Origin of the sequence: Achromobacter kerstersii (genome assembly GCF_902859595.1) — a bacterium.
Classification (GTDB): domain Bacteria; phylum Pseudomonadota; class Gammaproteobacteria; order Burkholderiales; family Burkholderiaceae_B; genus Achromobacter; species Achromobacter kerstersii.
Genome location: NZ_CADIJQ010000001.1, coordinates 1,159,881 through 1,183,949, shown reverse-complemented (window position 1 = coordinate 1,183,949; position 24,069 = coordinate 1,159,881). Strand labels below are relative to the sequence as shown.

The window sequence follows — 24,069 nt, the reverse complement described above, 5'->3', positions numbered from 1 at the left end:
TACAAGATCATGTTGAGAAAATTTCTTGACGGCCTCTACACGCTTAGCGGCGTGCTGGCCGCGGCATTTCTGGCGGGCATCGCCATCAGCATCATCGCGCAGATCATCGGCCGCGCGCTGGGCTATACGGTGGACTCCACCGAAATCTCGGGGCTGTTCATGGCGGCCTCCACCTTCCTGGGCCTGGCCTACACCTTCCGCGACGGCGGCCACATTCGCGTCGGCCTGATCGTCAGCCGCCTGACCGGCGGAACGCGCAAAGTGGTTGAACTCTGGTGCTGCCTATCCACCGCGCTGTTGATGGGCTACATCGCGTGGCAGGCCGTGCTGTTCGCGTGGCAGTCCTTCGAGTTCGATGACATCAGCCCCGGGCTGCTTGCCATTCCGTTCTGGATTCCGCAATCGGCATTGGCGGCGGGGCTTGTGATCCTGACGATTGCACTGCTTGACGCGGCCCTTGCCGTCGCACGCGGCGAAGAGCCGGGCTACGACAAGAACAGCGAGGCGGCGTTGGAATAACGCGCCGGGCGACATGGCTGGTTGCGTTGCGCCGGCCTTCACTTCCTATGCAGGAACAAGCATGGATCAATATTCGACTCTGATCGCATCCGGGGCGTTGCTGGTGGTATTGCTGGTGCTGTTGGCCAGCGGCGTCTGGGTGGCGATTTCGTTGTTGGCGATGGGCGTGGTGGGCTTGGCGGTGTTCACCGACGCGCCCGTGGGATCGCTGATCGTTTCTTCAATGTGGGACGCGAGCTGGGGCTGGCCGATGACGGCCTTGCCGCTGTTCATCTGGATGGGCGAAATTCTGTTTCGCACGCGGCTGTCTGAAGACATGTTCAAAGGCTTGGGGCCGTGGGTCAGCTGGCTGCCCGGGCGCTTGCTGCACGTGAACATTCTGGGCTGCGGCATCATGGCGGCGGTGGCGGGGTCGTCCGCCGTAACGTGTGCAACGGTTGCGCGCATGAGCCTGCCCGAGCTGAAGAAGCGCGGGTATGACGAAGGCATGATGATCGGCACGTTGGCGGGTTCCGGCACGCTGGGGCTGATGATTCCGCCGTCGATTATCATGATCGTCTACGGCGTCACGGCCCAGCAATCGGTGGCGCGTTTGTTCATGGCGGGCATTCTGCCGGGGCTGCTGCTGATCGCGTTGTTCATGGGCTACGTCATCGTGTGGTCGCTGCTGAACCCGTCCAAGGTGCCGCCGCGTGATCCGGCGCTGAGCTTCGGCGCCAAGCTGTGGAACTCGCGCCGGCTGATCCCGGTGGGCCTGCTGATTGCGGCGGTCATTGGCGTCATCTACGGGGGCTTGGCGACGCCGACGGAAGCGGCAACGGTGGGTGTCGTCGGCGCGATGGTGCTGGCCAAGCTGGGCGGCACGTTGTCGCTGAAAAGCCTGGGCGAAAGCCTGATGTCGGCGATGAAGATCTCTTGCATGATCTCGTTCATCGTGGCGTGCGCGGCGGTGTTGTCGATCTCGGTGGGCTTCTTGAACATTCCGCAGGTGTTGGCGGCCAAGGTCGAAAGCATGGCGCTGTCGCCCTATATGTTGCTGGCGGTGCTGACGGCGTTCTTCCTGGTGCTCGGCTGCTTCCTGGAAGGCATTTCGATTCTGGTGCTGAGCAGCGCGGTGATTCTGCCGATGGTGCAGGCTGCGGGTATCGACCTGATCTGGTTCGGGATCTATATCGTCATCATCATCGAGATTGCGCAGATCACGCCGCCACTGGGGTTCAACCTGTTTGTGCTGCAATCCATGACGGGCAGGGATATTTGGCAGGTCACCAAGGCGTCGATTCCCTTTTGCCTGCTGCTGGTGATCGCGATCGGGCTTATCACGGTCTTCCCGGGCATCGTGACGTACCTGCCGAATTTGATGTCACAGCGTTAACGCTGTTCGCCACCTCATAACGCTGTTTGTCACGTCATAAAAAAGGGCGCCCCGCGAGTTTCCTCGCGGGGCGCTTTTTTTGGTGCCGATCAGAGCAAGATCAGCCTTTGACGCGGACGATCTTCTGCACTTGCGGCACGTGCCGGATGGCGCGGATGACTTGCGCCAGATGCTTGCGGCTGTCGACCTGAATGGTCAGGTGCAAGGACACGGTGGACACGGCATCGTCGTGCATCGTGACGTGCATGATGTTGGCATCCGCCGCGGTGACTTCCGCCGCCAGACGCCCCAGCACGCCACGTTCGTTGCGCGTGATGATGTCCAGGCGCGTGGCCAGGTGTTTGGCGGTGTGCGCGTCCCAACCCACGTTGATCCAGCGTTCCGGCTCGCGCAGGCGCTGGCGCAGGGCGACGGGGCAGTCGGCGGTGTGTACCACCAGACCATGGCCCATGCGCATGCCGGCAACGATAGGGTCGCCGGGCAGGGGGCCGCAGCAAGGCGCCAACTGCACAGCCTGGCCTTCATTGCCCTGGATCAGAATGGGTGCGCTGCGCGCCGACGTCAGCTCGTCCACCGCGGCAGCGGTGGTGGCGACAAGCTGATGCTCAGGCGCGAAACGCCGTGCGACCACGGCCGCCAAACGCTTGCCCAAGCCGATATCAGCCAGGATTTCCTCGCGTGAGCTGGCGCCGGTGCTGCGCGCAAGCTTTTGCCAAGCGGGGTCGTCGGTGGCCGGCATCGGCATGTGCAGTTCTTGCAATGCCTGGCTAAGCAAGCGCTCGCCAAACGCCACCGATTCTTCGTACTTGACGGTACGCAGATAGTGGCGAATTTCGGAACGCGCGCGGCCGGTGCGCACATAGTTAAGCCATTGCGCGTTCGGACGCGACGCCGGCGACGTGACGATTTCAACGGTGTCGCCGCTATTGAGTTCGGTGCGCAACGGCACGAACTCGCCATTGATCTTTGCCGCCACCGCCTGGTTGCCGATGTCGGTGTGAATCGCATAGGCGAAGTCCACCGGGGTGGCGCCACGAGGCAGCGAAATGATCTTGCCGCGCGGCGTGAACACGTAGACCGCGTCCGGGAACAGATCGACTTTGACGTGCTCGAGGAATTCGCCGGAATCGCCCGTCTGGCTTTGAATGTCCAGCAGCGATTGCAGCCATTGGTGCGTGCGCTTTTGCAGGTCGTTCAACGTCAGGTCGGCGCCCTTGTACAGCCAGTGCGACGCCACGCCTTCTTCGGCCACATGATGCATGTCGCGCGTGCGGAACTGGAATTCCACCGGCGTGCCGTAGGGGCCGACGAGCGTCGTGTGCAGGGACTGATAGCCGTTCACCTTGGGGATGGCGATGTAGTCCTTGAACTTGCCCGGCACCGGACGATAGAGCTGGTGCAGCGTGCCCAGCGCCAGATAGCATTCCGGCAGCGTGTGCACGATGACGCGGAAACCGTAGATATCCAGCACGTCGGAAAACGACTTCTTCTGGTCAACCATCTTGCGATAGATGCCATAAAGCGTTTTCTCGCGGCCGGTGACTTCGGCTTCGATGCCGGCAGCGGGCAATGACGCCCGCACCGAATCGGCGATTTTGGTGATGACCTCGCGGCGGTTGCCGCGCGCGGCCAGCACGGCCTTGTACAGCACCTGATAGCGGTTCGGATGCATCGCCGCAAAACACAAGTCTTGCAGCTCGCGGAACAGCAGGTTCAGGCCGAGCCGGTGCGCGATGGGCGCGTAGATGTCCAGCGTTTCGCGGGCGATGCGCCGGCGTTTTTCGGGATTGACCGCGTCCAGCGTGCGCATATTGTGCAGGCGGTCGGCCAGCTTGATGAGGATGACGCGCACGTCGCGCGCCATCGCCAACAGCATCTTGCGGAAACTCTCAGCTTGCTGCTCGGCCTTGGTGGCGAAGTCCAGGCGGTCCAATTTGGACAGCCCGTCGACCAGCTCGGCCACTTCAGGGCCGAAGCGTTCCGCCAGCTCGTGCTTGGCAATGCCCTGGTCTTCCATGACGTCATGGAGCAGGGCGGCCGACAACGCGTTGACGTCGAGCTTCCAGCCTGCGCAGATTTCAGTGACGGCGATGGGATGCGAGATGTAGGGCGAACCGCTGGCGCGGAATTGGCCCAGATGCGCCTGATCCGCGAAGCGATAGGCTTCGCGCACGCGCTCTACATCTTTCTTGTCGAGATAGCTGCCGATGATTTCGGTCAGCGGCGCCAGCGATGCAACCGGCGAAGCGGTTGCGTCCGCCGCTTCTTGCGCGGCGACGGACGGTGGCGTAGGGAGATTTTTGTCTTTCTTGCCCGTGCGGCGCCCAAGACGGGAGCCGGCACGTAGTGCGGCAAGCAGACCAGATGAAGCGTACTTCAGCCCGGGAAAAGCCATGCTTGCCGCCCCCCGGAGACTATCAGGTGGGAACTTTACGCAGCATTTCCACGCCGGTTAGGCCGCCCGCGATTTCGCGCAGAGCAGTGACCGTGGGCTTGTCTTTGCTGTCCAGGCGCGGGGCATGGCCTTGCGCCAACTCGCGGGCGCGATACGTCGCGGCCAGCGTGAGCTTGAAACGGTTAGGGATTTGATTCAGACAGTCTTCGACAGTAATGCGAGCCATTAGGACACCTGGTGCTGATGGATGATAGGGAGAATGCGTTCGGCTCAGTGTTCGGCCGGGATACCCAGTTGTGCGAACAACTCGGCATGGCGGGCGGCCTGAGACGAAAAGCGCAGCCTTGCGGAACTGACGATTTGCATCAGTTCCGACAAGGCCACGCTAAATTCTTGATTAATAATAACATATTCGCATTCAGGCGCGTGGGCGATTTCGCCGCCCGCAGCCATGAGCCGGCGCGCGATCACTTGGGGCGCATCCTGGCCCCGCGCCTTCAACCGGCTTTCGAGTTCTTCGATCGACGGGGGCAGCACGAAAATGCCGATGGCGGCGGGGAAGCGCTGCTTCACCTGACGCGCGCCTTGCCAATCGATCTCGAGCAATACGTCGCGGCCCTCGCGGGTAGCCAGGTCGATGCGGTCGCGCGGCGTGCCGTAGAAATTGCCGTGGACTTCCGCCCATTCCAGCAGGTTCTGCTCGTCGCGCATGCGCTTGAACTCGTCAACTGACACGAAACGGTATTCACGGCCGTCTTCTTCGCCCGGACGAGGCGCGCGCGTGGTGCAGGAAATGGAGAGTTCGATGGAGGGGTCTTGCTGGAGCAAGGCCTTCACCAGGCTGGATTTGCCCGCGCCGCTGGGCGCGACGACCATGAAGACGTTTCCGGGGTTGGCGTACATGAAGTTGACCGGCGTGTGATGCTAAGACCGGAAGTCTAGCAAATCGCGCGGCGCGGCAGGGGGAAAACCCGCTGTCCGGCCGCGCGATTTTTATGTGGCTGAGCGGGCGAACCCCGTCAGCCAGCGGGTTTGGCCGCGGTTTGAAGCAGCTTTCCGCCAGGCGGCGGCGCATCGCTGCCGAGCAGGTGGCCGTTGACCTCGATGCCGTACAGCGAGTCGTCCGAGTCGTGATATTTCTCTCGGGTGGTCGCCACTGAATCCTTGTAACGCGGGTCTTGCGGGCGTTCATGCGCGTTCATGAAGTAGGCCACGTCCCAGGCTTCCTGGTCGCTCAGCATGCCGGCTTGGCCCAGCGGCATATTGGCTTTGATGAAGCCGGCCGCGTTGCCAATCTGGTGCATGCCCGCGCCCCAGTTGAATGAGTCGGCGCCCCACAGCGCGGGAAAGACCCAGTGTTTGCCGTTCTTCTGGCCCTGGCCCTCGGCGCCGTGGCACACCGCACAGTACTGCGCATAGACCTCGCTGCCGCGCACGTAGTCGGCCTTTTGCGCGGGCGCCGGCAGCTTGCGGTAACCCTGGCCTTCCAGCACGACGCCCGTTGGCGCTTTGCTGGCCAGCCAGAACATATAGCTTTGCAGCGCCGTCAACGTCGGGTCGTCAGCAGCAGGCGCCTTGCCGTTCATGCTGAACCGAAAGCACCCTTGCAACCGTTCGGCCAGCGTGTTGACGTGCTCGTTCTTGGCGCGATAGGCGGGGTACAGCACATAGGCCGCCCACATGGGCGCGGAGTCCGGCCGGCGGCCGGCGTCCAGATGGCAACTGGCGCAGGTGAGATCGTTGCCAACGAACTTGCCCGCCTTTTGCGGCGTGTGCAGGAAGATTTGCTCGCCTTGCCGGACGATCTTGCCGAATTCAGTGTCGGGCAAGGACGCGGCGGAGGGCGGGGTGAAAGCGGGGCGGGGCTCGGCGGCAAAGGCCGGCGCGGTGCAGGCAATCATGGCTGCAATACAGGCCGTGCCTGGACGGAAGCGGGGAAGGCGGATCATGGCTTGGCTCCGTCCGTGGAAGGGGTTTGCGCGGCAAGCAGGTCGGCGGCTTTGGGCAGGCCGGCGTAGTAGGCGGAGACGGCGTCGATGTCGGCGTCGGACAGACGGGTGGCGACCGCGGGCATCAGCCCCAATGGTCCCGGCGGCCGTTGCCCTTGCTGCCATGCGCGCAATTGGCCCGCGATATACGCCGCAGGCTGTCCGGCCAGACTGGGGAAATTCTGGCCGACGCCGATGCCGCCAGGTCCGTGGCACTGATTACAGGCTGGGACGTTTTTGTCCCAGGCGCCGCGTGTGGCCAGCCACGCGCCCGTGTCGGCGGGCTTGACGGGATGCATGGCCGTGGCGGCCAGCCGGTCAATGTTCAACGGCGAGGGCAAGCTGGCGTAGTAGCTCGCCACGGCTTGTTGCTGCGCGGGGTCCAGCGCTTTGGCGGTTGCCGCCATCACCGGGCTGACACGCGAACCGTTGGCCATGGCTTCGAGTTGTTCTGACAGGTATTTGGCGCCCAGGCCGGCCAATTGCGGGAAGCCGGCGGCGGGGTTGCCTTCGCCCTGCGCACCATGGCAGGTGATACAGGCCGGCGCGCCGTTCGCGCCTTGCGTGCTGATCTGTTTGCCATCTGGCGCGCCTTGGGCGCTAGCGCCTGTGGCGAACAAGGCGCTGAGCACCAGCGCGGGGAGGGACCGTGGGGTCATGGCTTGCCTGCTCCGATTTGTTATTTGATTTTGGGTAATAAGCTAATGCCCACAAATTATATAAAGACTTGTGACAGATCAACGCGAAATCCGCCGCTGGATGGTGCACATCCGCGTTTCTTTTGCTTGCGAGTAGCGGGAACATTTGTGTCTTTGCTGGAAGGTTTGCTTGCAGCATCGCCGGAATGATTGCGGTAGCATCTCGCCGATTGATAACAAGGAGAATCCGATGCATTCGAACGAGATCGAGCCACCGCGCGTGGCGTTGGTAACCGGGGCCGGTACCGGAATTGGGCGTGCAGTGGCGCTGGAGTTGCTGGCGCAGGGCTATCGCGTCGTGTTGGCGGGGCGCCGTCGCGAGCCCCTGGAAGCGACCCGGACGGCAGCCGGCGAAGATGGTGTGCGCGCCTTGGTGGTGCCCACCGATGTGTCCGACGAAAATGCCGTTCGCGATCTGTTCGACACGGCGCAGCGTGAATACGGGCGCCTGGATGTGCTGTTCAATAATGCCGGCCGTGGCGCACCCGCCATGCCGATCGAAGAACTGCCGGTGGCGGTGTGGCGCGAAGTCGTCGACACCAACCTGACCGGCATGTTCCTGTGCGCCCAAGCCGCCATCCGCGTGATGAAGGCGCAGACGCCGCAAGGCGGCCGCATCATCAACAACGGTTCGATTTCGGCGCACGCACCGCGCCCGTTCTCTATTGCCTACACCGCCACCAAGCACGCGGTGACCGGGCTGACCAAGTCGATTTCACTGGATTGCCGGCCCTACAACATTGCTTGCGGGCAGATCGATATCGGCAACGCCGCGACCGATATGACCGAGCGCATGGCGGCGGGCATTCTGCAAGCGGATGGCAGCACCAAGGTTGAGCCGCGCATGGATGTGGCGCACGTCGCGCAAGCGGTTGCCGCCATGGCCCGCCTGCCGCTGGAAGCCAACGTGCAGTTCATGACGATCATGGCGACGAACATGCCCTTCGTGGGCCGGGGCTGAACGCGCGAAAGCCTGCCTGGGAATGTTCCCTTGGCAGGCTTCGATGCCCCCATCGCAAGGCGCCCGGCAGGCGCCTTTTTTTTCGCCGCGACGACAGCCTGGACGACGCTTTAAGGCGTAGCTTGAGCCAGCATCTGGCCCGGCTGTTGCGTATCCAGGTAACGCCGCGCGCCGACATAGCGCTTGGTCCAATAGGGGTTCTTCATTTCGTCGACGCGCACCTTGGTGCCGCGGCGCGGCGCGTGGACGAATTTGTTCTGGCCGATGTAGATGCCAACGTGCGACGTGACACCACGGCCGCGCGTGGCGAAGAACACCAGGTCGCCAGGACGCAGCTGGTTCTTGTTCGACACGGATTGCCCTTCGCTGCGCTGCGCGCGCGCGGTGCGGGGCAGTTCCAGGCCGGCGATTTCGCGGAATACATACAGCACCAGGCCGCTGCAATCGAAGCCTTCGGCGTCGTCGCCACCCCAGCTGTACGGGGTGCCGATGGCGTCCAGGCCGGCTTGCACGACACGTTCACGCAATGTGGGAACGGTGGGCTCTTGCGCCAGGCGCAGGCCGCTGAGCGACGGGCGGGCTTGCTCTGAGGGAATGGATGCCTGGGCGGCGCCGGGTATCCAGGAGAGGGTCAGGGCCAGAATGGGCGCTGACAGAAATACGGGAATGCTGAAATTGGCAATTCGGACTTTTCGCGTGGGCGGCGTCATTACGTCACTTCAAGAATCGGAGTGGGCGGCATGGCTTTGCCTGAGGGGGCAAGCCGGCGGAAAGGGGCGTTGCCAGGGCGTAATAAGCCCTGGAAGCTGCCAAATTATAGTGGAATAAAGTTTCATTACATTTGTAGTGCAATGCAGCATTATTCGGCCGATTTCGTTACGCCGCCCCTAGGGAGCGACGTAACGGACGCAGCAAAAATCGTCGGGATCAGAAGCTGCCGCGCAAACCGACCATCACGGCGCGCCCGCCTTCTGGGGCAATATCGCGCAAGACGGAGGTGGCGTAGCGGATGTCCTGATTCGTGAGGTTGATGCCGCGCACGTAGGCTTGCCATTGCACGCCGGTCATCTTGAACCGGTAGCCGGCATTGGCGTCCAGGCTGTAGTAGCCCGCCGTTGACGTGTCGTTTGCCGGATGGTCATGCTGGGCGAACGCCTTGGACACGCTGACCCCGGCGCTGAACGGCCCGTACCCGTAGTCCAGCGCCACGCGCAGGCGCAGCGGAGGAATGCGTGGCAGCGACCGGCCCGTGTCGCGGTTGCGAGAGACCGTGTAGTCGCCCGACAGCCCCAGGTCCAGCGCATGGCCATCGCGTTGCAGGATGCGCGTCACGTTTTCCGCTTCCAGCCCGTAGAGCCGGGCCGAGACACCCTGGTAGCGCGCTTCTGGCAGCGCGCCGTCGCTGCTGGCGGCGACGACATCGCCATCATCATTGCGATAGCGCCCGGTGTTGGTTTCCGCCAGGTAATTGGCGAAGCTGCTGTAGAAGACGCCCACGCTGCCGTGATCGGTGTCGTTCTTGTATCGCAATGACAAGTCGCCCGACCAGGCGCGTTCCTCGCCCAGATTCTGGTCGCCGACCAGGTATTGGCCGGTCGCCGCGTGGGGGCCGTTGGCGTACAGCTCGTAGAACGTGGGCGCGCGTTCGGTGTAGGCGGCGTTGGCGGCCAGCGACCACAGCGGCGTCAGCTTGTAGATGCCGCCCAGCGAAAAGCTGCCTGCATTGAAGCTGCGGCGGCCGGAATCGTCAAAGCGGTCGTTGCCGCCCGCGGCCGGGCTTAAACGCGTGTGGTCCATGCGGGCGCCAGCCGACAAGGTGAGCCGATCGGTCAGCGTCCATTCTTCCAAAGCGAACAGGGCGGCGGAATCGGTGTCGGTGGTGGGCACCAGCGCTTCGTCGCCCAAGGCCGAAAAGCGCGTCTGGCCCAGTTGCAGGCCAACGACCCCATGCAGCGGCCCGATGTCGGCGTGGCGGGCTTCGATGCGCGCTTCATAGCCCCGGTTCTTGATGATCGTGCCCGTTTCGCCGTCTTCGATTTCCTTGTGCTGGTAATCGGTATAGGCGAAGTTCAGCTTGACGCTGGTGAACAGGCCATCCAGGTCGCGCAGCTCGCCTGCCAGGCCGACGCGTTCCTGGTGCATTTTGATGCGCACGTCCGATTCGGCAACCGAACCATAGTTGGCGTCGTAGCCGCTGTAAGACAAACCACCGTAGCCATGTTCCCCCGTCCACGACATCCCAATTGCGCCGCCGCTGGCTTCACCGTCGCTATTGGGCAAGCGGCCTTGGGGCTGATCGGCGTCCGGGCCGTCTTCGGCGCGTTGCTGCGCGGTGCGGGCATAGCGGGGGATGCGCAGCGTGCCGGTCTTGCGGCCGAACACGTCGGCGTGCAGGGCGAAGGTGCCGTCGCCGCCTTCCAGTTGCACGGCGCCGTTGCGGTCATTATTGGCGCCGCCGTAGCTGCCGCCCACATCGCCATGGATGCCGTCGATGGGTTCGGTGGGAATGCGGTTGTCCAAGGTGTTGACGACCCCGCCGATGGCATTGCCGCCATAGAGCAATACAGCAGGGCCGCGCAGAATTTCGACGCGGTTGGTCGACAGCGGATCTTGCGGCACGGCATGGTCAAACGATAGCGAAGAGGCGTCCAGCGTGCCCACGCCGTTGTTCAGCAGGCGGATGCGGTCGCCGTCCAGCCCCCGGATGATGGGGCGGCCCACCATGGGGCCGTAGCTGGTGGTGGACACGCCGGGCAAGCCGTTCAGCGTTTCGCCCAAATTGGAGCCGCGCCGCAAGTCCAGCGCCTGGCCTTGCAGCACGCTGGTGGGTGAGGCCAGCGCGTCGCTGCCCAGCGGGTTCGCGGTGATGACGACGGGCGATAGCGTTGTTGTGTCGGAAGCGGACTGCGCGTGAGCCGTCGCTAGGAAGACAAAGGGCAGGGCAATGGGTAGCGCAATGGGCAGCGCAGAGGGCAGCGCAGAGGGCAGCACGACGCGCAAGGCGGACAAGCAGGCAAGCACGACGGGGCGCAAACCAAAGACGCGCAGCGGCACGCCTGCCCGGGCGGGGAAGGTGGGGAAATTCATAGTGGGAATCCAGGGCGCCGGCTCAAGGCCGGCAGATAGAAATCAGGGAAGACGACGGATTTCAGCCCTGGACGGGCGGGGCGCGGGATTGAAACCAGGTGCTGCCGATGGCGATGGCGCCGGCTGGCAAAGGGCGCGCTGGGTGTGCGTGGGGGGCGTCGCCCACCGCCCATTCGAACGCAGACGGTAGCGTGGCGTCCAGCAAGTCCCAGAGCTGGCACAGGTCGCAATGCCCCAACTTTTCATGGGGATGGGCATCGTCCTGACTGGCCGCGGGAGGTTCGCCCAGATGCGTCAACGCATGGTGCAGGCTGCCCACCGGGGACAGCAGCAGGCAAAGGCACAGCCAAGCCAGCACGCCCCATCGCGTCAAGCGCGGCGGGGTGTTGCGGCGGTGGCCTGGCGAAAACGGCATGGAGCAGGGCGGGACGAAAAACAGAAAAACGGAATGATATATTGTTTCCTTATCATTGGCGACGCTGGCGTACCCGAAGCGTGCCCGAATATGGCACTTCATGATTCGCCGCCTCGGGCATAATCGGCAGACAAGAAAGCGGAGTAAAGCTCAATGATGAATGCAGTTCACCCCTTGTCTTCGATGAACCGGCCCGACGCGCTGCCCTTTGAGCCCTTCCAAGACGCCCGCGCCGCGGTCGACCGGCTGGCCGAAATCTACGCGCGCAATACGGCCTTTCTGCGGGCGGCCTTCCGTGAAGTGCTGAAGGGTTCCGGCAACGGCCGTGAACGCGCCCGCGCTTACTACCCGGCCATCCGCATCGTGGTTGAAACGTACGACCCGATCGATACGCGCCTGTCCTACGGCCATGTGGCCGAACCCGGCATCTACCAGACCACCATCACCCAACCCGAACTGTTCCGCGATTACCTGATCGAGCAGGTCGGCCAGTTATTGCAGAACCACCGCGTTGCCGTGGAAGTCGGCGAATCCGATTCCCCCATCCCCTTGCACTTTGCCTTCCCCGAAGGCGCCTATGTCGAAGGCGAACACCTGGAAGCGCTGAAGCGCCCCTTGCGCGACCTTTTCGATGTGCCCGACCTGGCCGTCACCGACGACGCCATCGTCAACGGATCGTGGCGCGGCAAGGAGGGCGAGCCCAAGCCATTGGCCCCGTTTACTGCGCAGCGCGTGGATTACTCGCTGCACCGCTTGCAGCACTACACATCCACCGCGCCTGCGCATTTCCAGAATTTCGTCCTGTTCACGAACTACCAGTTCTATGTCGACGAGTTCTGCGCCCGGGCGCGCGCGCTGATGGCCAGCGGCAACGAAGACTACGAAATGCTGGTCGAGCCGGGCAACCGCATCACGCGCCGGGGTGAAAGCGGCCCAGGCGACGAAGCCCATGCCACGCGCCTGCCGCAAATGCCCGCGTACCACCTGGTGCGTGGCGACCATTCCGGCATCACGCTCGTCAATATCGGCGTGGGGCCGTCAAACGCCAAGACCATCACCGACCACATCGCCGTGCTGCGTCCGCATGCGTGGCTGATGCTGGGCCATTGCGCCGGCCTGCGAGACTCCCAGCGGCTGGGCGACTACGTGCTGGCGCATGGTTATGTGCGCGAAGACCACGTGCTGGATGCCGACCTGCCCACCTGGGTGCCCGTGCCGGCGCTGGCTGAAGTGCAGGTGGCGCTGGAACAGGCGGTGGAAGAAGTGGCCGGCCTGTCGGGCTGGGATCTGAAGCGCATCATGCGCACAGGCACCGTCGCCACCATCGACAACCGCAACTGGGAATTGCGCGATCACGTTGAACTGGTCGAGCGTTTCGCGCAGTCGCGCGCCATTGCGCTGGACATGGAATCCGCCACCATCGCGGCCAACGGGTTCCGCTTCCGCGTGCCGTATGGCACCTTGCTTTGCGTGTCTGACAAACCCCTGCACGGCGAATTGAAGCTGCCGGGCATGGCCAGCGTGTTCTATCGCCGGCAGGTCAACCAGCATCTGGAAATTGGTATCCGGGCGCTGGAACGGCTGCGCGACATGCCGCCGGAACGCCTGCATTCGCGCAAGCTGCGCACCTTCATGGAAACAGCGTTTCAATAAACGCTGATGCGTCCCCCGAGCCCCGTCATTTTTCGTGACGGGGCCGTTTGCGCTATCCTCGCGCGTTGTTTGGTAATCCCGAGGCTGCGCGCGCCGGTTCGCGCGGGGCCTTTCATGACGTTAAGGAATGCATGTTGTCTCCATCGGAACACGATGACCGCCGCGCGGGCGGCGCGCACGCGACGAAGGCGCAAGCGCCTTCCGAACTGCGCCGCACCTTGTCGGCGCGCCACCTGACGATGATCGCCGTGGGCGGGTCCATCGGGACCGGCCTGTTCGTGGCATCCGGCGCGACGATCGCCAAGGCGGGCCCCGGCGGCGCGCTGCTGGGCTACGTGCTGATCGGCATCATGGTCTATTTCCTGATGACCAGCCTGGGCGAACTCGCCGCCGCCATGCCGGTATCGGGCTCGTTTTCGACCTACGGCGCACGCTACGTGGAAGACGGCTTCGGCTTCGCGCTGGGCTGGAACTATTGGTACAACTGGGCCGTTACGGTCGCGGTCGATCTGGTGGCGGCGCAGCTTGTCATGGCGTACTGGTTCCCCGACGTGCCGGGCTTCTACTGGAGCGCCTTGTTCCTGGCCATTACCTTTGGCCTGAACGCCATGTCGGCGCGCGGTTTCGGCGAAGCCGAATTCTGGTTCGCGCTGATCAAGGTGGTGGCCGTGCTGGGCTTTGTGGCGATGGGCGTGATGATGCTGCTGGGCATCATTCGCGGGGGCGAAACCGGTGGCGTCGCCAACTGGACCGTAGGCGATGCGCCATTTGCGGGCGGCTTCGCGGCCTTGATCGGCGTGGCCATGGTGGTGGGTTTTTCGTTCCAGGGCACCGAGCTGATCGGCATCGCCGCTGGCGAATCCAAAGACCCGGCCCGCAACCTGCCGCGTGCGGTGCGTCAGGTGTTCTGGCGCATTTTGCTGTTCTACGTGATGGCCATCCTGGTGATCGGCCTGTTGATTCCCTATACGGACCCCCACTTGCTGCGCAACGATGTCGAGGACATCAGCGTCAGCCCGTTCGCGCTCATTTTCGAACGCGCCGGCCTGCTGGGGGCGGCGTCAGTCATGAATGCCGTGGTGCTGACATCCGTGCTGTCGGCGGGCAACTCCGGCATGTATGCCGCGACGCGGATGCTCTACAGCCTGGCGCGCGATGGCAAGGCGCCGCGCATTTTTGGCCGTATTTCGCGTAATGGCGTGCCGCTGTGGGCGCTGTTGGCGACGACGGTCGTCGCGGCGCTGTGCTTCTTCACGTTCATCTTCAGCCCGAACGCCGTGTACATCTGGCTGTTGAATACATCCGGCATGACGGGCTTCATCGCCTGGTTGGGCATCGCGATCAGCCACTACCGTTTCCGTCGTGGCTATGTGAAGCAAGGCCATAACCTGGCGGACTTGCCCTATGTGTCGCCGTTCTTCCCGTTCGGCCCCATCTTCGCTTTTGTGCTGTGCCTGATCATCACGCTGGGCCAGAACTACCAGGCGTTCCTGCAAGACCGGATCGATTGGGGCGGCGTCGTCGCCACCTACATTGGCATTCCGTTGTTCCTGCTGATCTGGCTGGGATACCGGCTGACGCGCGGGTCGCGCTTTGTCAGCTATCGCGACATGCGCTTCCCGGATGCGCGCGCCCGTAGCCAGTATCTGGATTCCGCATTGCGCGGCGAACCCGCAGCCGGCGAGGCCCGTTAAGCCGAGGCCCGCTAGCCAAGGCCCGCTAATCCGAGGCCCTTAAAGCCTGGCCCGTTAAAGCGCGGCCCTTTAAGGCGAGGCCCGTTAAGCGTGCGCCTGCGGCACGTCCGCGGGCGTGCGGCACTGCCCCAGTATCCAGGCCCCAAACTCACGCACCAGCGGGGCTTGGGCCAGGGACTGGGGGTAGACGAAGTAATACGCGTCGGTGCTGTTCAGGGCCTGCGGGAATAGCTGGATCAATTCACCGCTGCTGAGCTCGCGCTCCACCAGGAAGCGGGGCAGCAGGGCAGCGCCCAACCCCGATGCGGCGGCTTGTGCCAGCATCGCCACCTGCTCGAATTGCGGGCCGCGCAGGGCCTGCGCGGTGTTCGCCCCATGTTGTTCCAGCCACGACGCCCATTGCGCTGCGCGCGACATCTGGTGCAGCAGCACGACGCCGCTCAGGTCGGCAATCTGCCGGATGCGATGCAGCCGTTGAAGCGCGGGGCTGCACACCACGATGACTTCTTCATGCATCAGGTATTCGCAGACCGCGCCGGCCCAGTCGGGTGCGCCAAAGTGTATGGCCGCATCGAAGGGTTCTTTGGAAAATTCGAAAGGCAGCGTGCGCGAGGTGAAATTGATGGTGACCTCGGGCTTGAGCGCCATGAAATCCCCCAAGCGCGGAATCAACCAGCGCGTGCCCAGGGTGGGCAGCACCGCCAGATTGAGTTCATCGCGCTGCGTGCAAGCCATGGTGCGGCGCGTGGCGTCGGACAATTGGTGCAGCAGAATGCGGACTTCAGCGGCATAAGCCCGGCCGGCTTCGCTGAGTACGACGCGTTGGCGCACGCGATGGAACATCGTGACGCCCAACTGCGTTTCAAGTTGATGGATCTGGCGTGAGACAGCGCTTTGCGTCAAGTGCAGCTCATCCGCCGCGCGGGATACGCTGTTGCGCCGCGCGACTGCCTCGAAGGCGAGCAGGTTGGCGACGGGCGGCAGAAAGGTCTTGCGGAACATGGCGATTCCTGATTAGTCGAACCCTAAAATAAACCCGCCATGACACCACGCTGCGAACGTTCGACGAATAGGAAAAGTCTGGAATGCAACGAGGGCCGCGATAGCGGCCCTCGTTTGTCACGAATGTGTCAGAAACGCCCGCGCATTACTCGATGTTTTGCGCCTGTTCACGCATCTGCTCAATAAGCAGTTTCAAGTCCATGGCGGCGCGGGTGACTTCCATGCTGCCGGCCTTGGAACCCAGCGTGTTGGCTTCGCGGTTCATTTCCTGGAACAGGAAGTCCAGGCGCTTGCCTGCGCTGCCCGCGTTCTTCTTGCCTGACACGGCCTTGCCGCCGCCGTCCGTCAGCAGGTGACGCAGTTCTTCAAGGTGCGAGCGCAGGCGCGACAACTCTTCGGCCACATCAATGCGCAGCGCAAACAAGTTGGCTTCCTGCGACAAGCGCTCGGACAACTCCGTGCCCGAAATATGCGTGAAGCCGCCGGGGAAGGCGGATTCCACGCTTTCGCGCAGTTTCGCGGCCAGCTTGTCGCGATGGTCGGCCAGCAGCTGGGGCAGGTGGGTTTGCACGATATCGACGACACGCGCGACACCGTCCGCGCATTCACGCATCATTTCGGCCAGGCGGTCGCCTTCGCGTGCGCGGCCTTCCTGCAATTGCGTCAGCGCTTGCTGGGCCGCTTGCAGGCAAGCGGCGCCCCAGATCTGCGGGTCCAGCGCGTCGTTGCCGCGTTGGCCGGGCCAATTGAACAACTCCACCAGACGGGGCGGGGCGATATCGGGGACGATGCGGCGCGCGGCTTGCAGTTGTTCCGCCAGGCTTTCCAGCCAGGTCGGGTCCAGCTTGGACAGGTCGGTGCTGGCGTTGCGCGTGAACGAAACCCGGATCTCGACCTTGCCGCGCGCCAGGTTGGCGGTCAGCAATTCGCGCAAGGGCGTTTCCACGTGCCGCAATTCATCGGGCAGGCGGAAGTACAGGTCAAGAAAGCGGCTGTTGACGCTGCGCAGTTCGATGGCAAGCGTGCCTTGTTCTAGGTCTGCTCGGGCGTTGCCGAAGGCGGTCATGCTGCGAATCATGATGTGCGTTTCCTGGTGATATATCGCGGCAGGATACTCCAAGCGGCGATTTCCTGCGGCGCCACCCCGTACAATGCCGCGAATCAATGTTCCTGTCTGGAGTCTGCCTGTGACCACACTGCCCACCATCGCCCGTCCGTCCGGCCGCGCTGTTGATGAATTGCGCCCGTTCAGCCTGGAGCGCGGCTTCACGCGCTACGCCGAAGGGTCGGTGCTGGTGAAGGCCGGCAACACCCACGTGCTGTGCACGGCCAGCGTGCTTGAAAAAGTGCCGCCTTTTCTGAAGGGCAAGGGCGAAGGCTGGGTCACGGCGGAATACGGCATGCTGCCGCGCGCCACACACACGCGCGGCGACCGCGAAGCCGCACGCGGCAAGCAAAGTGGCCGCACGCAGGAAATCCAGCGCCTGATCGGCCGCAGCCTGCGCGCCGTGTTCGATATGAAGGCGCTGGGCGAACGCACGCTGCATCTGGACTGCGACGTGTTGCAAGCCGATGGCGGCACGCGCTGCGCCAGTATCACCGGCGCATGGGTCGCAGCGGCTGACGCCGTGGCGTTGCTGATGAAGCGTGGCGACCTGGCCGTGAATCCGATCCGCGACGCGGTGGCTGCGGTGTCGGTGGGCCTGGTGCAAGGCCGTTCGGTACTGGATTTGGATTACGCCGAAGACTCGGCCTGCGACGCCGATGTGAACGTCATCATGACGGGCAGCGGCGCCTTTGTTGAAGTGCAAGGCACCGGCGAGGGCGCGACCTTCACGCGTGCTGAATTGGACACGATGCTGGTGCTGGCCGAAGGCGGTATTGCCAGCCTGGTTCGGGCGCAGCGCGCAGCATTGGTCTGACGCATGCGTTGAACCTGACCACGCGGCGTTTTCTCGCCCAATGACAAACAGCCGCGGAAAAGCGGCTGTTTGTCATTGCGTGTCAGCAAAAGCGTATCGTCACGCGCCCTTGTGCGCCAGCAACATCCCCACCTTCTGTACCTGCTCAAGCCCCCAGATCGTGTCGATCAGGCCGCGCAGTTCCTGTTCCGTTGCCGCATCCGCGTAACGGCCCAGGCTGAGCGTCTTGTCTTCGATCTCGGCACGGCTGAGCGTGTTGCCGGGGTCGCCCTTCGGTTCGTCCACGCGGCCGTGCAGCGTGCGGCCGTCGCGCGTGGTGACGGTGACCTTGCCAATCCAGCGCTGCGGATAGGCACTGTCGACTTCCGGGTCCAGCACCATGTCGACCTTGCCGCGAAACGCCGCAACGGCCGGGTCGTCCAACCCCGCATCGAACTCGGCAAGCCCAGCGCGGCCTTTGCGCGCGATCAGCGCCAGCACCGTGCCCATCGAAAACTTGGACTGATGCACCGTCTGCGGGTTGACGACCGGCCCCAGCACGTCGATGGCGCCCTGATGCACGTGGGCCACCACGCGTTCCACATCGGCTTCCGTCAGCTTGTTGTCGCGCAGCGCTTGTTGCAGCGCGTCGGCGGCGGGGTGCGTGTGGCGACACGACGCATGGAACTTGAACGAGGTCTCGGCCAGCGCCCAGCGTTCGCCCAGGCGGTCGCACAGCTTGGACGGGTCGGCATCGGTGGACATGCCGGCCGCCATGCCTTGCGGGCCTTCCAGAATGTGGCGTGCGCCGGTGAAGCCTTCGCGTGCCAGATAGGCTGCGGTGATGCCGTCAGCGGCGGCTTTCGCCGTGTGCAGTTGCTTGGAGTCGGCGGCGTCACGCAAAAATTCCCACAGGCCGGCGGCCTGCGTGCCGGCGGAACCCAGCGCGTGCAGCATCTGCTCGGGCGTCAGCTTCAACAAGCGGCCCACCGTCACGGCAGCGGCCAGCGTGCCCGCCGTGCCCGTCGTGTGGAAGATTTTGTAGTGCGAACGGCCCAGGAATTCACCAACGCGGATACCCACTTCGTACCCGGCGACGGCGGCCACGAGCAGGTCGCGGCCCGAGCTGCCCAGCGCCTGCGCCACCGCCAGTGCGGGCGGGAAGACGACCGCGGCGGGATGGAACACCGAGCCGTTATGAACGTCGTCCTGTTCCACCACGTGCGCGGCGGCGGCATTGACCATGGCGGCAAACAGGGGGCTGGTGCGGCGGCGCGTGATCAGCACTTCGCTTGGGCCTTCCGTGGGGCCCATCGCTGCCGCGTAGCGGTCGATGGCTTGCACGGCGCGCGCCGAGGCGCCCGCCAGAATCGACGCCAGGCAGTCCAACAGCAAATCTTCGGCGCGGCGCAATACCGGCGCGGGGATATCTTCGTAGCGCAAGTTCGCGGCAAAGGCCGCAAGGCCGGCGCTAAGGTGGGGCGTATCTTGAGTAGCGGTCATGAGCGGATGGCCTGGTGTCAGAAGGAACGGGGCAAGCCCAGGATGTGTTCGGCGACGTAGGACAGGATCAGGTTGGTGGAGATGGGCGCCACCTGATACAGCCGGGTCTCGCGGAACTTGCGTTCGACGTCGTACTCGGTGGCAAAGCCAAAGCCGCCATGGAATTGCAGGCAGGCGTTGGCGGCTTCCCACGATGCGTCGGCGGCCAGCAGCTTGGCCATGTTGGCTTGCGCGCCGCAAGGCTCGTGCGCGTCAAACAGGCGGCACGCTTCATAGCGCATCAGGCTGGCGGCTTCCACGTTGATGTGGGCGCGCGCAATGGGGAATTGCACGCCCTGGTTCTGGCCGATCGGGCGGCCGAACACCATGCGTTCCTTGGCGTAGGCGGTGACCTTGTCCACGAACCAGTAGCCGTCGCCGATGCACTCGGCGGCAATCAGCGTGCGTTCGGCGTTCAGGCCGTCAAGAATGTATTTGAAGCCTTTGCCTTCTTCGCCGATCAGGTTTTCGACCGGAATTTCCAGGTTGTCGAAGAACAGCTCGTTGGTCTCGTGGTTGACCATGTTCGGAATCGGGCGGATCGCCATGCCGTGTTTCACTGCATGATGCAGGTCCACCAGGAAGATCGACATGCCTTCGGACTTGCGCGTGACCTGGTCCAGCGGCGTGGTGCGCGCCAGCAGAATCATCAGGTCGGAATGCTGCACGCGCGAAATCCAGACCTTTTGGCCATTGATGACGTAGCGGTCGCCACGGCGCACGGCGGTGGTCTTGATCTTGGTGGTGTCGGTGCCGGTGGTGGGCTCGGTGACGCCCATGGATTGCAGGCGCAATTCGCCGGCCGCAATGCGCGGCAGATATTCGCGTTTCTGCGCTTCGGAACCATGGCGCAGCAGCGTGCCCATGTTGTACATCTGGCCGTGGCAGGCGCCCGAGTTGCCGCCGCTGCGGTTGATTTCTTCCATGATGACGGAGGCTTCCGTCAGGCCCAGACCCGAGCCGCCGTATTCCTGCGGAATCAGTGCAGCCAGCCAGCCGGCCTCGGTCAACGCGCGGACAAAGTCTTCGGGATAGCCGCGTTCTTCGTCGATCTTGCGGAAATACTCGGAGGGGAATTGGGCGCAAAGGTCGCGCACGGCTTCGCGGATGTCCTGATAAGCGTGAGAGGCGTTGGGCATAGGGCTGCTGATATGAGGTAAGTAAGGGTTCGGTACAGCATCGAATGTGCCGCAAGGGCGCGGCCCTGCCAATTCACAATTCCTTAATACGGGGTTCCTGTTCGCAAAAGCGCAGTTTCATGACCGGCGTTCGTCATGGCGGCGGCCAGGTTGTGTCAAGAAATTGCCAAACTGCGTGTCCATAATCCGTAGCACTGCGCCCAGGCGCCAGGCTACACACGGATGGATATGCGTAAAAATCTCAGGGTCACCACGGCGGTTTCCGCCATTCTGGCGTTGTTTGTGGTGCTGTTCGCAGTAGCGGCCGCTGCCGGCATCGCCGTCCTGCGCGACAACCGCGCCGACATCGAGGCCTTGGGCCGGGGCAGCATCGAACGGGCCAGCGACCTGGCCGACATGACCAGCCGCTTGTTCCAGGCGCGCGCCGCGCTGACGGACGCCAAGACCGGCATGGAAGGCGGCCTGGAAGACGCGCGCAATCAATCCCTGGCGCAAGCGGATGCGCTGTTGAAGCAAGCCGCAGCCAGCCTGGCGCGGCTGCGCGGCAACCCGGACACGAGCGAGCAGGGCGGGCCGTTGTTTGAACAGGTGCTGACGGCTTACACCGCGTTTGCCGACCAGACACTGGCCCCCATGCAAAAGGCCATCCAGGGCTGGAACGGGATCGAAGTGAATCGGCTGGTGGACAAGGCGCTGCCCGTGAGCGGTGCGGCGTATGTGAAGCAAGCGGACGCTTATCAGACCTATTCGCGTGACCAGGGCCAGGCGGCCGTGGCGGACGCCAGCCAAACGCTGGAGCGCGTGATTCTCGTGGCGGCAGGTGTGCTGGGGCTGGTGCTGTTGCTGGCCGTGTTGATCCGCCTGGCGTTTCGCCGCAGCATTCTGCGTCCGTTGAACGAAGCCGGTGCGCACTTCGACCGCATCGCCGACGGCGACCTGACCGGCGCCATCGCCACGCGCGGCGACAACGAAATCGGCGTGCTGTATTCCGCCATGCGCCGCATGCAGACGGGCCTGTCGGCGGCGGTGGCCTCGGTACGCCATGGCGTTGAAGAAATCCACACGGGCTCGGGCGAAATCGCTGCGGGCGGGGCAGACATGTCCGACCGTACCGCGCGCCAGGCCGGTTCGCTGCAAGAGGCCGCCGCCAATATGACGCAACTGGCGCACACGGTGCAGATGACGGCAGGCAATGCCGACCTGGCCAGCCGGCAGGCCGAAAGCGCCACCCAACTGGCGCAACGCGGCGGGCAAGCGGTGGATGAGGTCGTGCAAAGCATGCAGGGCATTGCCGACAGCGCGCGCCGCATCGGCGAGATCGTGGGCGTGGTCGACAGCATTGCCTTTCAAACCAACATCCTGGCGCTGAACGCGGCGGTGGAAGCGGCGCGCGCCGGCGAACAAGGCAAAGGCTTTGCCGTCGTGGCGGGCGAAGTGCGCTCGCTGGCGCAGCGTAGCGCGCAGGCCGCCAAAGAAATCAAGGGCTTGATCGAAGACTCGGCCGCGCGCGTCGAGGCGGGCGTGCGTCAGGTGAACCTGGCGGGCGACACCATGCGCGACATGGTGGTGTCGGTGGACCGCGTGACGCAGATCGTGGCCGAAATTTCCAGCGCCACGGCCGAACAGGCGGCGGGCATTGCGTCGGTGAATGACGCGGTGGCCGACATCGAACGGTCCACGCAGGAAAACGCCGCCATGGTCGAGCAGACTGCGGCCGCCGCTGCCGCGCTGGAAATCCAGGCGCAAGGCCTGCGCCGTGCCGTGGCGGTGTTTCAGATTGCGCAGGCTGCGCAGAATGCGGCTGCCGTGCACGCGGCAGCCGGCCAGTCAGTCGCTCAATTGGGGCAGGGCGCCGCCGGTGTAGCGTTCGGCCACCAGCGACAGGTTCCCATGCTTGACCTTGTGCTTGACATGCGCGGCAGCCGACGCGATGTCCTCCGGGCGGATGCGCTCGCATAACGACGGGGTGACGGTCAGCGCGCCCACGCCTAAGGTCACGAAGGGAAAGAAGCGCGGCACGCCGTAACGGTCTTCGGCTTCGATGCCCCCGTTATGGCGGCCCTGATCGTCGTACAGGTCGGTGGCCTGCTCGTTGAATTCCGCGATGATGCGCTGCACGCGATCCATCCAGTCGGCGCTGCGGAACAGCACCACGAAGTCATCGCCGCCCACGTGGCCCACGAAGTCGCGCAGCGGATCGCAGTGGTGCTTGATGACTTCGGCCGTCAACATGATCATGTCGTCGCCGCGCCAGTAGCCGTAGACGTCGTTGAACGGCTTGAAGTTGTTCAGGTCGCCGTAGCAGATGGTGAAGTCGGCCGCGTCTTCCAGCAGGGTGGCGATGTGCCGGCTGATGGGGATGTTGCCGGGCAAGGACGTCAGCGGGTTGGCATAGCGCGCGGCCTCGATACGCATTTCGGTCACCGAGCGCACCAGCGTTTCACCCGTGGCCAGGCCGTCGTAACGGCCGTCGCGCGTAATGATCAGGCCGTCCATCAGGTAGCGCTGGTCTTCCGAGATCAGCACGTGGCTCAACTGGTCGATGGACACATTCAGGTCCACCAGCACCGGTTCGGCGTTCATGAACGTCGAGCAGGCGTCGCGGCCGAAGAGCTCGCGGGTATAACGCTGCGCGTAGTGTTCGGAAAAATCGCGGCGGTTGATGATGCCCACCGGCCGGTTGTCGGCATCGACGACCGCCACCGCGTGCATGGTCTTGTGTTCGATGAACAAGCGATGCACGTCGTCGTTGGTGTGCTTGTTCAGCAGCGCGGCGGGCGCCTCCACGCGCAGGCTGGCTGCGGTACCGCCGGCCGCCCGTTGCGACAGCGGCGCGGTGCTGCGCACGCGCAATGAATCGCGCAGCGGCGGCGTCAGCTCGGTCAACGTCGTTTCTTCGGGGCGGCCCAGCAGCCAGCCTTGGGCATAGCGGATGTCCAGCTCGCGCACCATGGCCAGGTCTTCGGCGGTCTCGATGCCTTCAGCGACAATCGCCGTGCCCAGGTGTTGGGCCACCTTCAGAATGGCGCGCACCATGCTTTGCTTGCGGTCATCCTTGCCGATGCCGTCAAAGAAGTAGCGGTCGATTTTCACCAGGTCGGGCTGCATTTCCGACCACAGCTGCAGATTCGAATTGCCCACGCCGTAGTCGTCCAGCGCGATGCGCATGCCGTGCTCGCGCAGGCAGGCAAACGCGTTGCCCAGTTCGCCCATGTGTTCGGACAGCGGATCTTGTTCGGTCAGTTCAACGATGATGCTGGACGGCTCCAGCGCGCAATCCTTGAGCAGCCGCATGGGCATGTCGCTGCCCCATAGCGTCCAGTAATGGATCAGCGCGGAGCCAGACAAATTCAGGAACAGCTTGCCGGTGGCCTCGTTATCCTGAAACCCCTGGGCGCCCGCCCGAAAGCTGGCCAGTTCCAATTGGGGGTGCAGACCGCGCCGGCGGGCTTCAGCGAACAGGGCGTCCGGGTAGTGCAGGGCGGTATCGGCCGGGCCGCGAATCAGGCTTTCGTGGCCGTAGATTCGGCTATGCGACAAATCGACCACGGGCTGGTAGCGCGGCCGCAACAACCCTTCGCGCAGAATGCCGGCCAAGCCGATGGATGCGGGCGCATCGCCCGTTGAAGATTGGGGCGCGCGGGCCGCAGCTGGCCGGGGCATAGCGTGAAGTGAGGTCATCGCCGAGGGCGTTCAGATA

The 24,069-nt window shown here is 64.0% G+C and carries 19 protein-coding genes and 1 pseudogene; 7 read left to right on the top strand and 13 right to left on the bottom strand.

The features are described 5' to 3' along the window. The first annotated feature begins 9 nt into the window (after positions 1-9). Together HV765_RS05150 and HV765_RS05145 are read left to right on the top strand one after the other, a co-directional pair. Positions 10-519, top strand: coding sequence for a TRAP transporter small permease (locus HV765_RS05150; protein ID WP_206543665.1), 510 nt, complete (start codon positions 10-12; stop codon positions 517-519). A gap of 61 nt (positions 520-580) precedes the next feature. Beyond that, a complete protein-coding gene (locus tag HV765_RS05145) occupies positions 581-1,894 on the top strand; it encodes a TRAP transporter large permease (protein WP_054421863.1) in 1,314 nt (437 codons plus the stop codon). A gap of 100 nt (positions 1,895-1,994) precedes the next feature. Here the strand turns inward: HV765_RS05145 and HV765_RS05140 are convergent, their stop codons facing one another. From HV765_RS05140 to HV765_RS05120, 5 genes are all read right to left on the bottom strand, one after another. Continuing rightward, positions 1,995-4,289: a RelA/SpoT family protein gene (locus tag HV765_RS05140; RefSeq protein ID WP_054421865.1), complete on the bottom strand. Its 2,295-nt coding sequence runs from the start codon at positions 4,287-4,289 to the stop codon at positions 1,995-1,997. 22 nt (positions 4,290-4,311) lie between these two features. Further along, positions 4,312-4,515 (bottom strand): DNA-directed RNA polymerase subunit omega, encoded by a 204-nt coding sequence (gene rpoZ / locus HV765_RS05135; RefSeq protein ID WP_006219679.1) that lies wholly within the window; start codon positions 4,513-4,515, stop codon positions 4,312-4,314. Positions 4,516-4,559: 44 nt separating this feature from the next. Next, entirely contained in the window at positions 4,560-5,192 is a 633-nt protein-coding gene (gene gmk / locus HV765_RS05130; RefSeq protein ID WP_082386951.1) for a guanylate kinase, read from the bottom strand. A gap of 116 nt (positions 5,193-5,308) precedes the next feature. Beyond that, positions 5,309-6,238: a c-type cytochrome gene (locus tag HV765_RS05125; RefSeq protein ID WP_175169021.1), complete on the bottom strand. Its 930-nt coding sequence runs from the start codon at positions 6,236-6,238 to the stop codon at positions 5,309-5,311. After that, positions 6,235-6,936 (bottom strand): c-type cytochrome, encoded by a 702-nt coding sequence (locus HV765_RS05120; RefSeq protein WP_054421871.1) that lies wholly within the window; start codon positions 6,934-6,936, stop codon positions 6,235-6,237. The genes HV765_RS05125 and HV765_RS05120 overlap by 4 nt, the downstream gene beginning before the upstream one ends. Before the next feature lie 229 nt (positions 6,937-7,165). Between HV765_RS05120 and HV765_RS05115 the strand changes: the two genes are divergently transcribed. Next, positions 7,166-7,936 carry an SDR family oxidoreductase gene (locus tag HV765_RS05115; RefSeq protein WP_054421873.1) on the top strand — a complete coding sequence of 257 codons (771 nt, stop codon included), beginning with the start codon at positions 7,166-7,168 and terminating at the stop codon, positions 7,934-7,936. A 110-nt stretch (positions 7,937-8,046) separates the two neighbouring features. On the opposite strand, the gene HV765_RS05110 is transcribed toward HV765_RS05115, so the two are convergent. The 3 genes from HV765_RS05110 to HV765_RS05100 form a co-directional block, all read right to left on the bottom strand. Next, entirely contained in the window at positions 8,047-8,646 is a 600-nt protein-coding gene (locus HV765_RS05110) for a C40 family peptidase (RefSeq protein WP_054421875.1), read from the bottom strand. A gap of 217 nt (positions 8,647-8,863) precedes the next feature. Beyond that, positions 8,864-11,023 (bottom strand): TonB-dependent receptor, encoded by a 2,160-nt coding sequence (locus tag HV765_RS05105; RefSeq protein ID WP_175169020.1) that lies wholly within the window; start codon positions 11,021-11,023, stop codon positions 8,864-8,866. A 61-nt stretch (positions 11,024-11,084) separates the two neighbouring features. Beyond that, positions 11,085-11,438 (bottom strand): hypothetical protein, encoded by a 354-nt coding sequence (locus HV765_RS05100; RefSeq protein WP_175169019.1) that lies wholly within the window; start codon positions 11,436-11,438, stop codon positions 11,085-11,087. Positions 11,439-11,591: 153 nt separating this feature from the next. Between HV765_RS05100 and HV765_RS05095 the strand changes: the two genes are divergently transcribed. Together HV765_RS05095 and HV765_RS05090 are read left to right on the top strand one after the other, a co-directional pair. Next, positions 11,592-13,091 (top strand): AMP nucleosidase, encoded by a 1,500-nt coding sequence (locus tag HV765_RS05095; protein ID WP_391567747.1) that lies wholly within the window; start codon positions 11,592-11,594, stop codon positions 13,089-13,091. Between the two features lie 131 nt (positions 13,092-13,222). Continuing rightward, a complete protein-coding gene (locus HV765_RS05090; protein ID WP_254600452.1) occupies positions 13,223-14,785 on the top strand; it encodes an amino acid permease in 1,563 nt (520 codons plus the stop codon). 84 nt (positions 14,786-14,869) lie between these two features. Here the strand turns inward: HV765_RS05090 and HV765_RS05085 are convergent, their stop codons facing one another. Together HV765_RS05085 and HV765_RS05080 are read right to left on the bottom strand one after the other, a co-directional pair. Further along, a complete protein-coding gene (locus tag HV765_RS05085) occupies positions 14,870-15,787 on the bottom strand; it encodes a LysR family transcriptional regulator (protein ID WP_175169018.1) in 918 nt (305 codons plus the stop codon). A 145-nt stretch (positions 15,788-15,932) separates the two neighbouring features. Then, positions 15,933-16,865 carry a YicC/YloC family endoribonuclease gene (locus tag HV765_RS05080; RefSeq protein WP_175169017.1) on the bottom strand — a complete coding sequence of 311 codons (933 nt, stop codon included), beginning with the start codon at positions 16,863-16,865 and terminating at the stop codon, positions 15,933-15,935. A 109-nt stretch (positions 16,866-16,974) separates the two neighbouring features. Here HV765_RS05080 and rph point away from each other — a divergent pair, with 109 nt between their 5' ends. Further along, a complete protein-coding gene (gene rph / locus HV765_RS05075; protein WP_054421880.1) occupies positions 16,975-17,709 on the top strand; it encodes a ribonuclease PH in 735 nt (244 codons plus the stop codon). Between the two features lie 99 nt (positions 17,710-17,808). Here the strand turns inward: rph and HV765_RS05070 are convergent, their stop codons facing one another. Together HV765_RS05070 and HV765_RS05065 are read right to left on the bottom strand one after the other, a co-directional pair. Next, on the bottom strand, positions 17,809-19,191 hold the full coding sequence (locus HV765_RS05070; protein WP_175169016.1) for an MmgE/PrpD family protein: 1,383 nt from the start codon (positions 19,189-19,191) through the stop codon (positions 17,809-17,811). A 17-nt stretch (positions 19,192-19,208) separates the two neighbouring features. Further along, on the bottom strand, positions 19,209-20,369 hold the full coding sequence (locus tag HV765_RS05065) for an acyl-CoA dehydrogenase family protein (RefSeq protein WP_054421889.1): 1,161 nt from the start codon (positions 20,367-20,369) through the stop codon (positions 19,209-19,211). Positions 20,370-20,591: 222 nt separating this feature from the next. On the opposite strand from HV765_RS05065, the pseudogene HV765_RS05060 reads away from it, so the two are divergent. Then, a pseudogene (locus HV765_RS05060) lies at positions 20,592-22,031 on the top strand (methyl-accepting chemotaxis protein); the annotation flags it as partial. Positions 22,032-22,196: 165 nt separating this feature from the next. Here HV765_RS05060 and HV765_RS05055 read toward each other — a convergent pair. Continuing rightward, complete coding sequence (locus tag HV765_RS05055; RefSeq protein WP_254600451.1) at positions 22,197-24,050, bottom strand: EAL domain-containing protein; 1,854 nt, start codon at positions 24,048-24,050, stop codon at positions 22,197-22,199. Positions 24,051-24,069 lie beyond the last annotated feature (19 nt).

Coding starts and splice junctions, on each gene's coding strand:
- HV765_RS05150 (WP_206543665.1), top strand. CDS start 10: ATGTTGAGAAAATTTCTTGACGGCCTCTACACGCTTAGCGGCGTGCTG.
- HV765_RS05145 (WP_054421863.1), top strand. CDS start 581: ATGGATCAATATTCGACTCTGATCGCATCCGGGGCGTTGCTGGTGGTA.
- HV765_RS05140 (WP_054421865.1), bottom strand. CDS start 4,289: ATGGCTTTTCCCGGGCTGAAGTACGCTTCATCTGGTCTGCTTGCCGCA.
- rpoZ (WP_006219679.1), bottom strand. CDS start 4,515: ATGGCTCGCATTACTGTCGAAGACTGTCTGAATCAAATCCCTAACCGT.
- gmk (WP_082386951.1), bottom strand. CDS start 5,192: ATGTACGCCAACCCCGGAAACGTCTTCATGGTCGTCGCGCCCAGCGGC.
- HV765_RS05125 (WP_175169021.1), bottom strand. CDS start 6,238: ATGATCCGCCTTCCCCGCTTCCGTCCAGGCACGGCCTGTATTGCAGCC.
- HV765_RS05120 (WP_054421871.1), bottom strand. CDS start 6,936: ATGACCCCACGGTCCCTCCCCGCGCTGGTGCTCAGCGCCTTGTTCGCC.
- HV765_RS05115 (WP_054421873.1), top strand. CDS start 7,166: ATGCATTCGAACGAGATCGAGCCACCGCGCGTGGCGTTGGTAACCGGG.
- HV765_RS05110 (WP_054421875.1), bottom strand. CDS start 8,646: ATGACGCCGCCCACGCGAAAAGTCCGAATTGCCAATTTCAGCATTCCC.
- HV765_RS05105 (WP_175169020.1), bottom strand. CDS start 11,023: ATGAATTTCCCCACCTTCCCCGCCCGGGCAGGCGTGCCGCTGCGCGTC.
- HV765_RS05100 (WP_175169019.1), bottom strand. CDS start 11,438: ATGCCGTTTTCGCCAGGCCACCGCCGCAACACCCCGCCGCGCTTGACG.
- HV765_RS05095 (WP_391567747.1), top strand. CDS start 11,592: ATGATGAATGCAGTTCACCCCTTGTCTTCGATGAACCGGCCCGACGCG.
- HV765_RS05090 (WP_254600452.1), top strand. CDS start 13,223: ATGTTGTCTCCATCGGAACACGATGACCGCCGCGCGGGCGGCGCGCAC.
- HV765_RS05085 (WP_175169018.1), bottom strand. CDS start 15,787: ATGTTCCGCAAGACCTTTCTGCCGCCCGTCGCCAACCTGCTCGCCTTC.
- HV765_RS05080 (WP_175169017.1), bottom strand. CDS start 16,865: ATGATTCGCAGCATGACCGCCTTCGGCAACGCCCGAGCAGACCTAGAA.
- HV765_RS05070 (WP_175169016.1), bottom strand. CDS start 19,191: ATGACCGCTACTCAAGATACGCCCCACCTTAGCGCCGGCCTTGCGGCC.
- HV765_RS05065 (WP_054421889.1), bottom strand. CDS start 20,369: ATGCCCAACGCCTCTCACGCTTATCAGGACATCCGCGAAGCCGTGCGC.
- HV765_RS05055 (WP_254600451.1), bottom strand. CDS start 24,050: ATGACCTCACTTCACGCTATGCCCCGGCCAGCTGCGGCCCGCGCGCCC.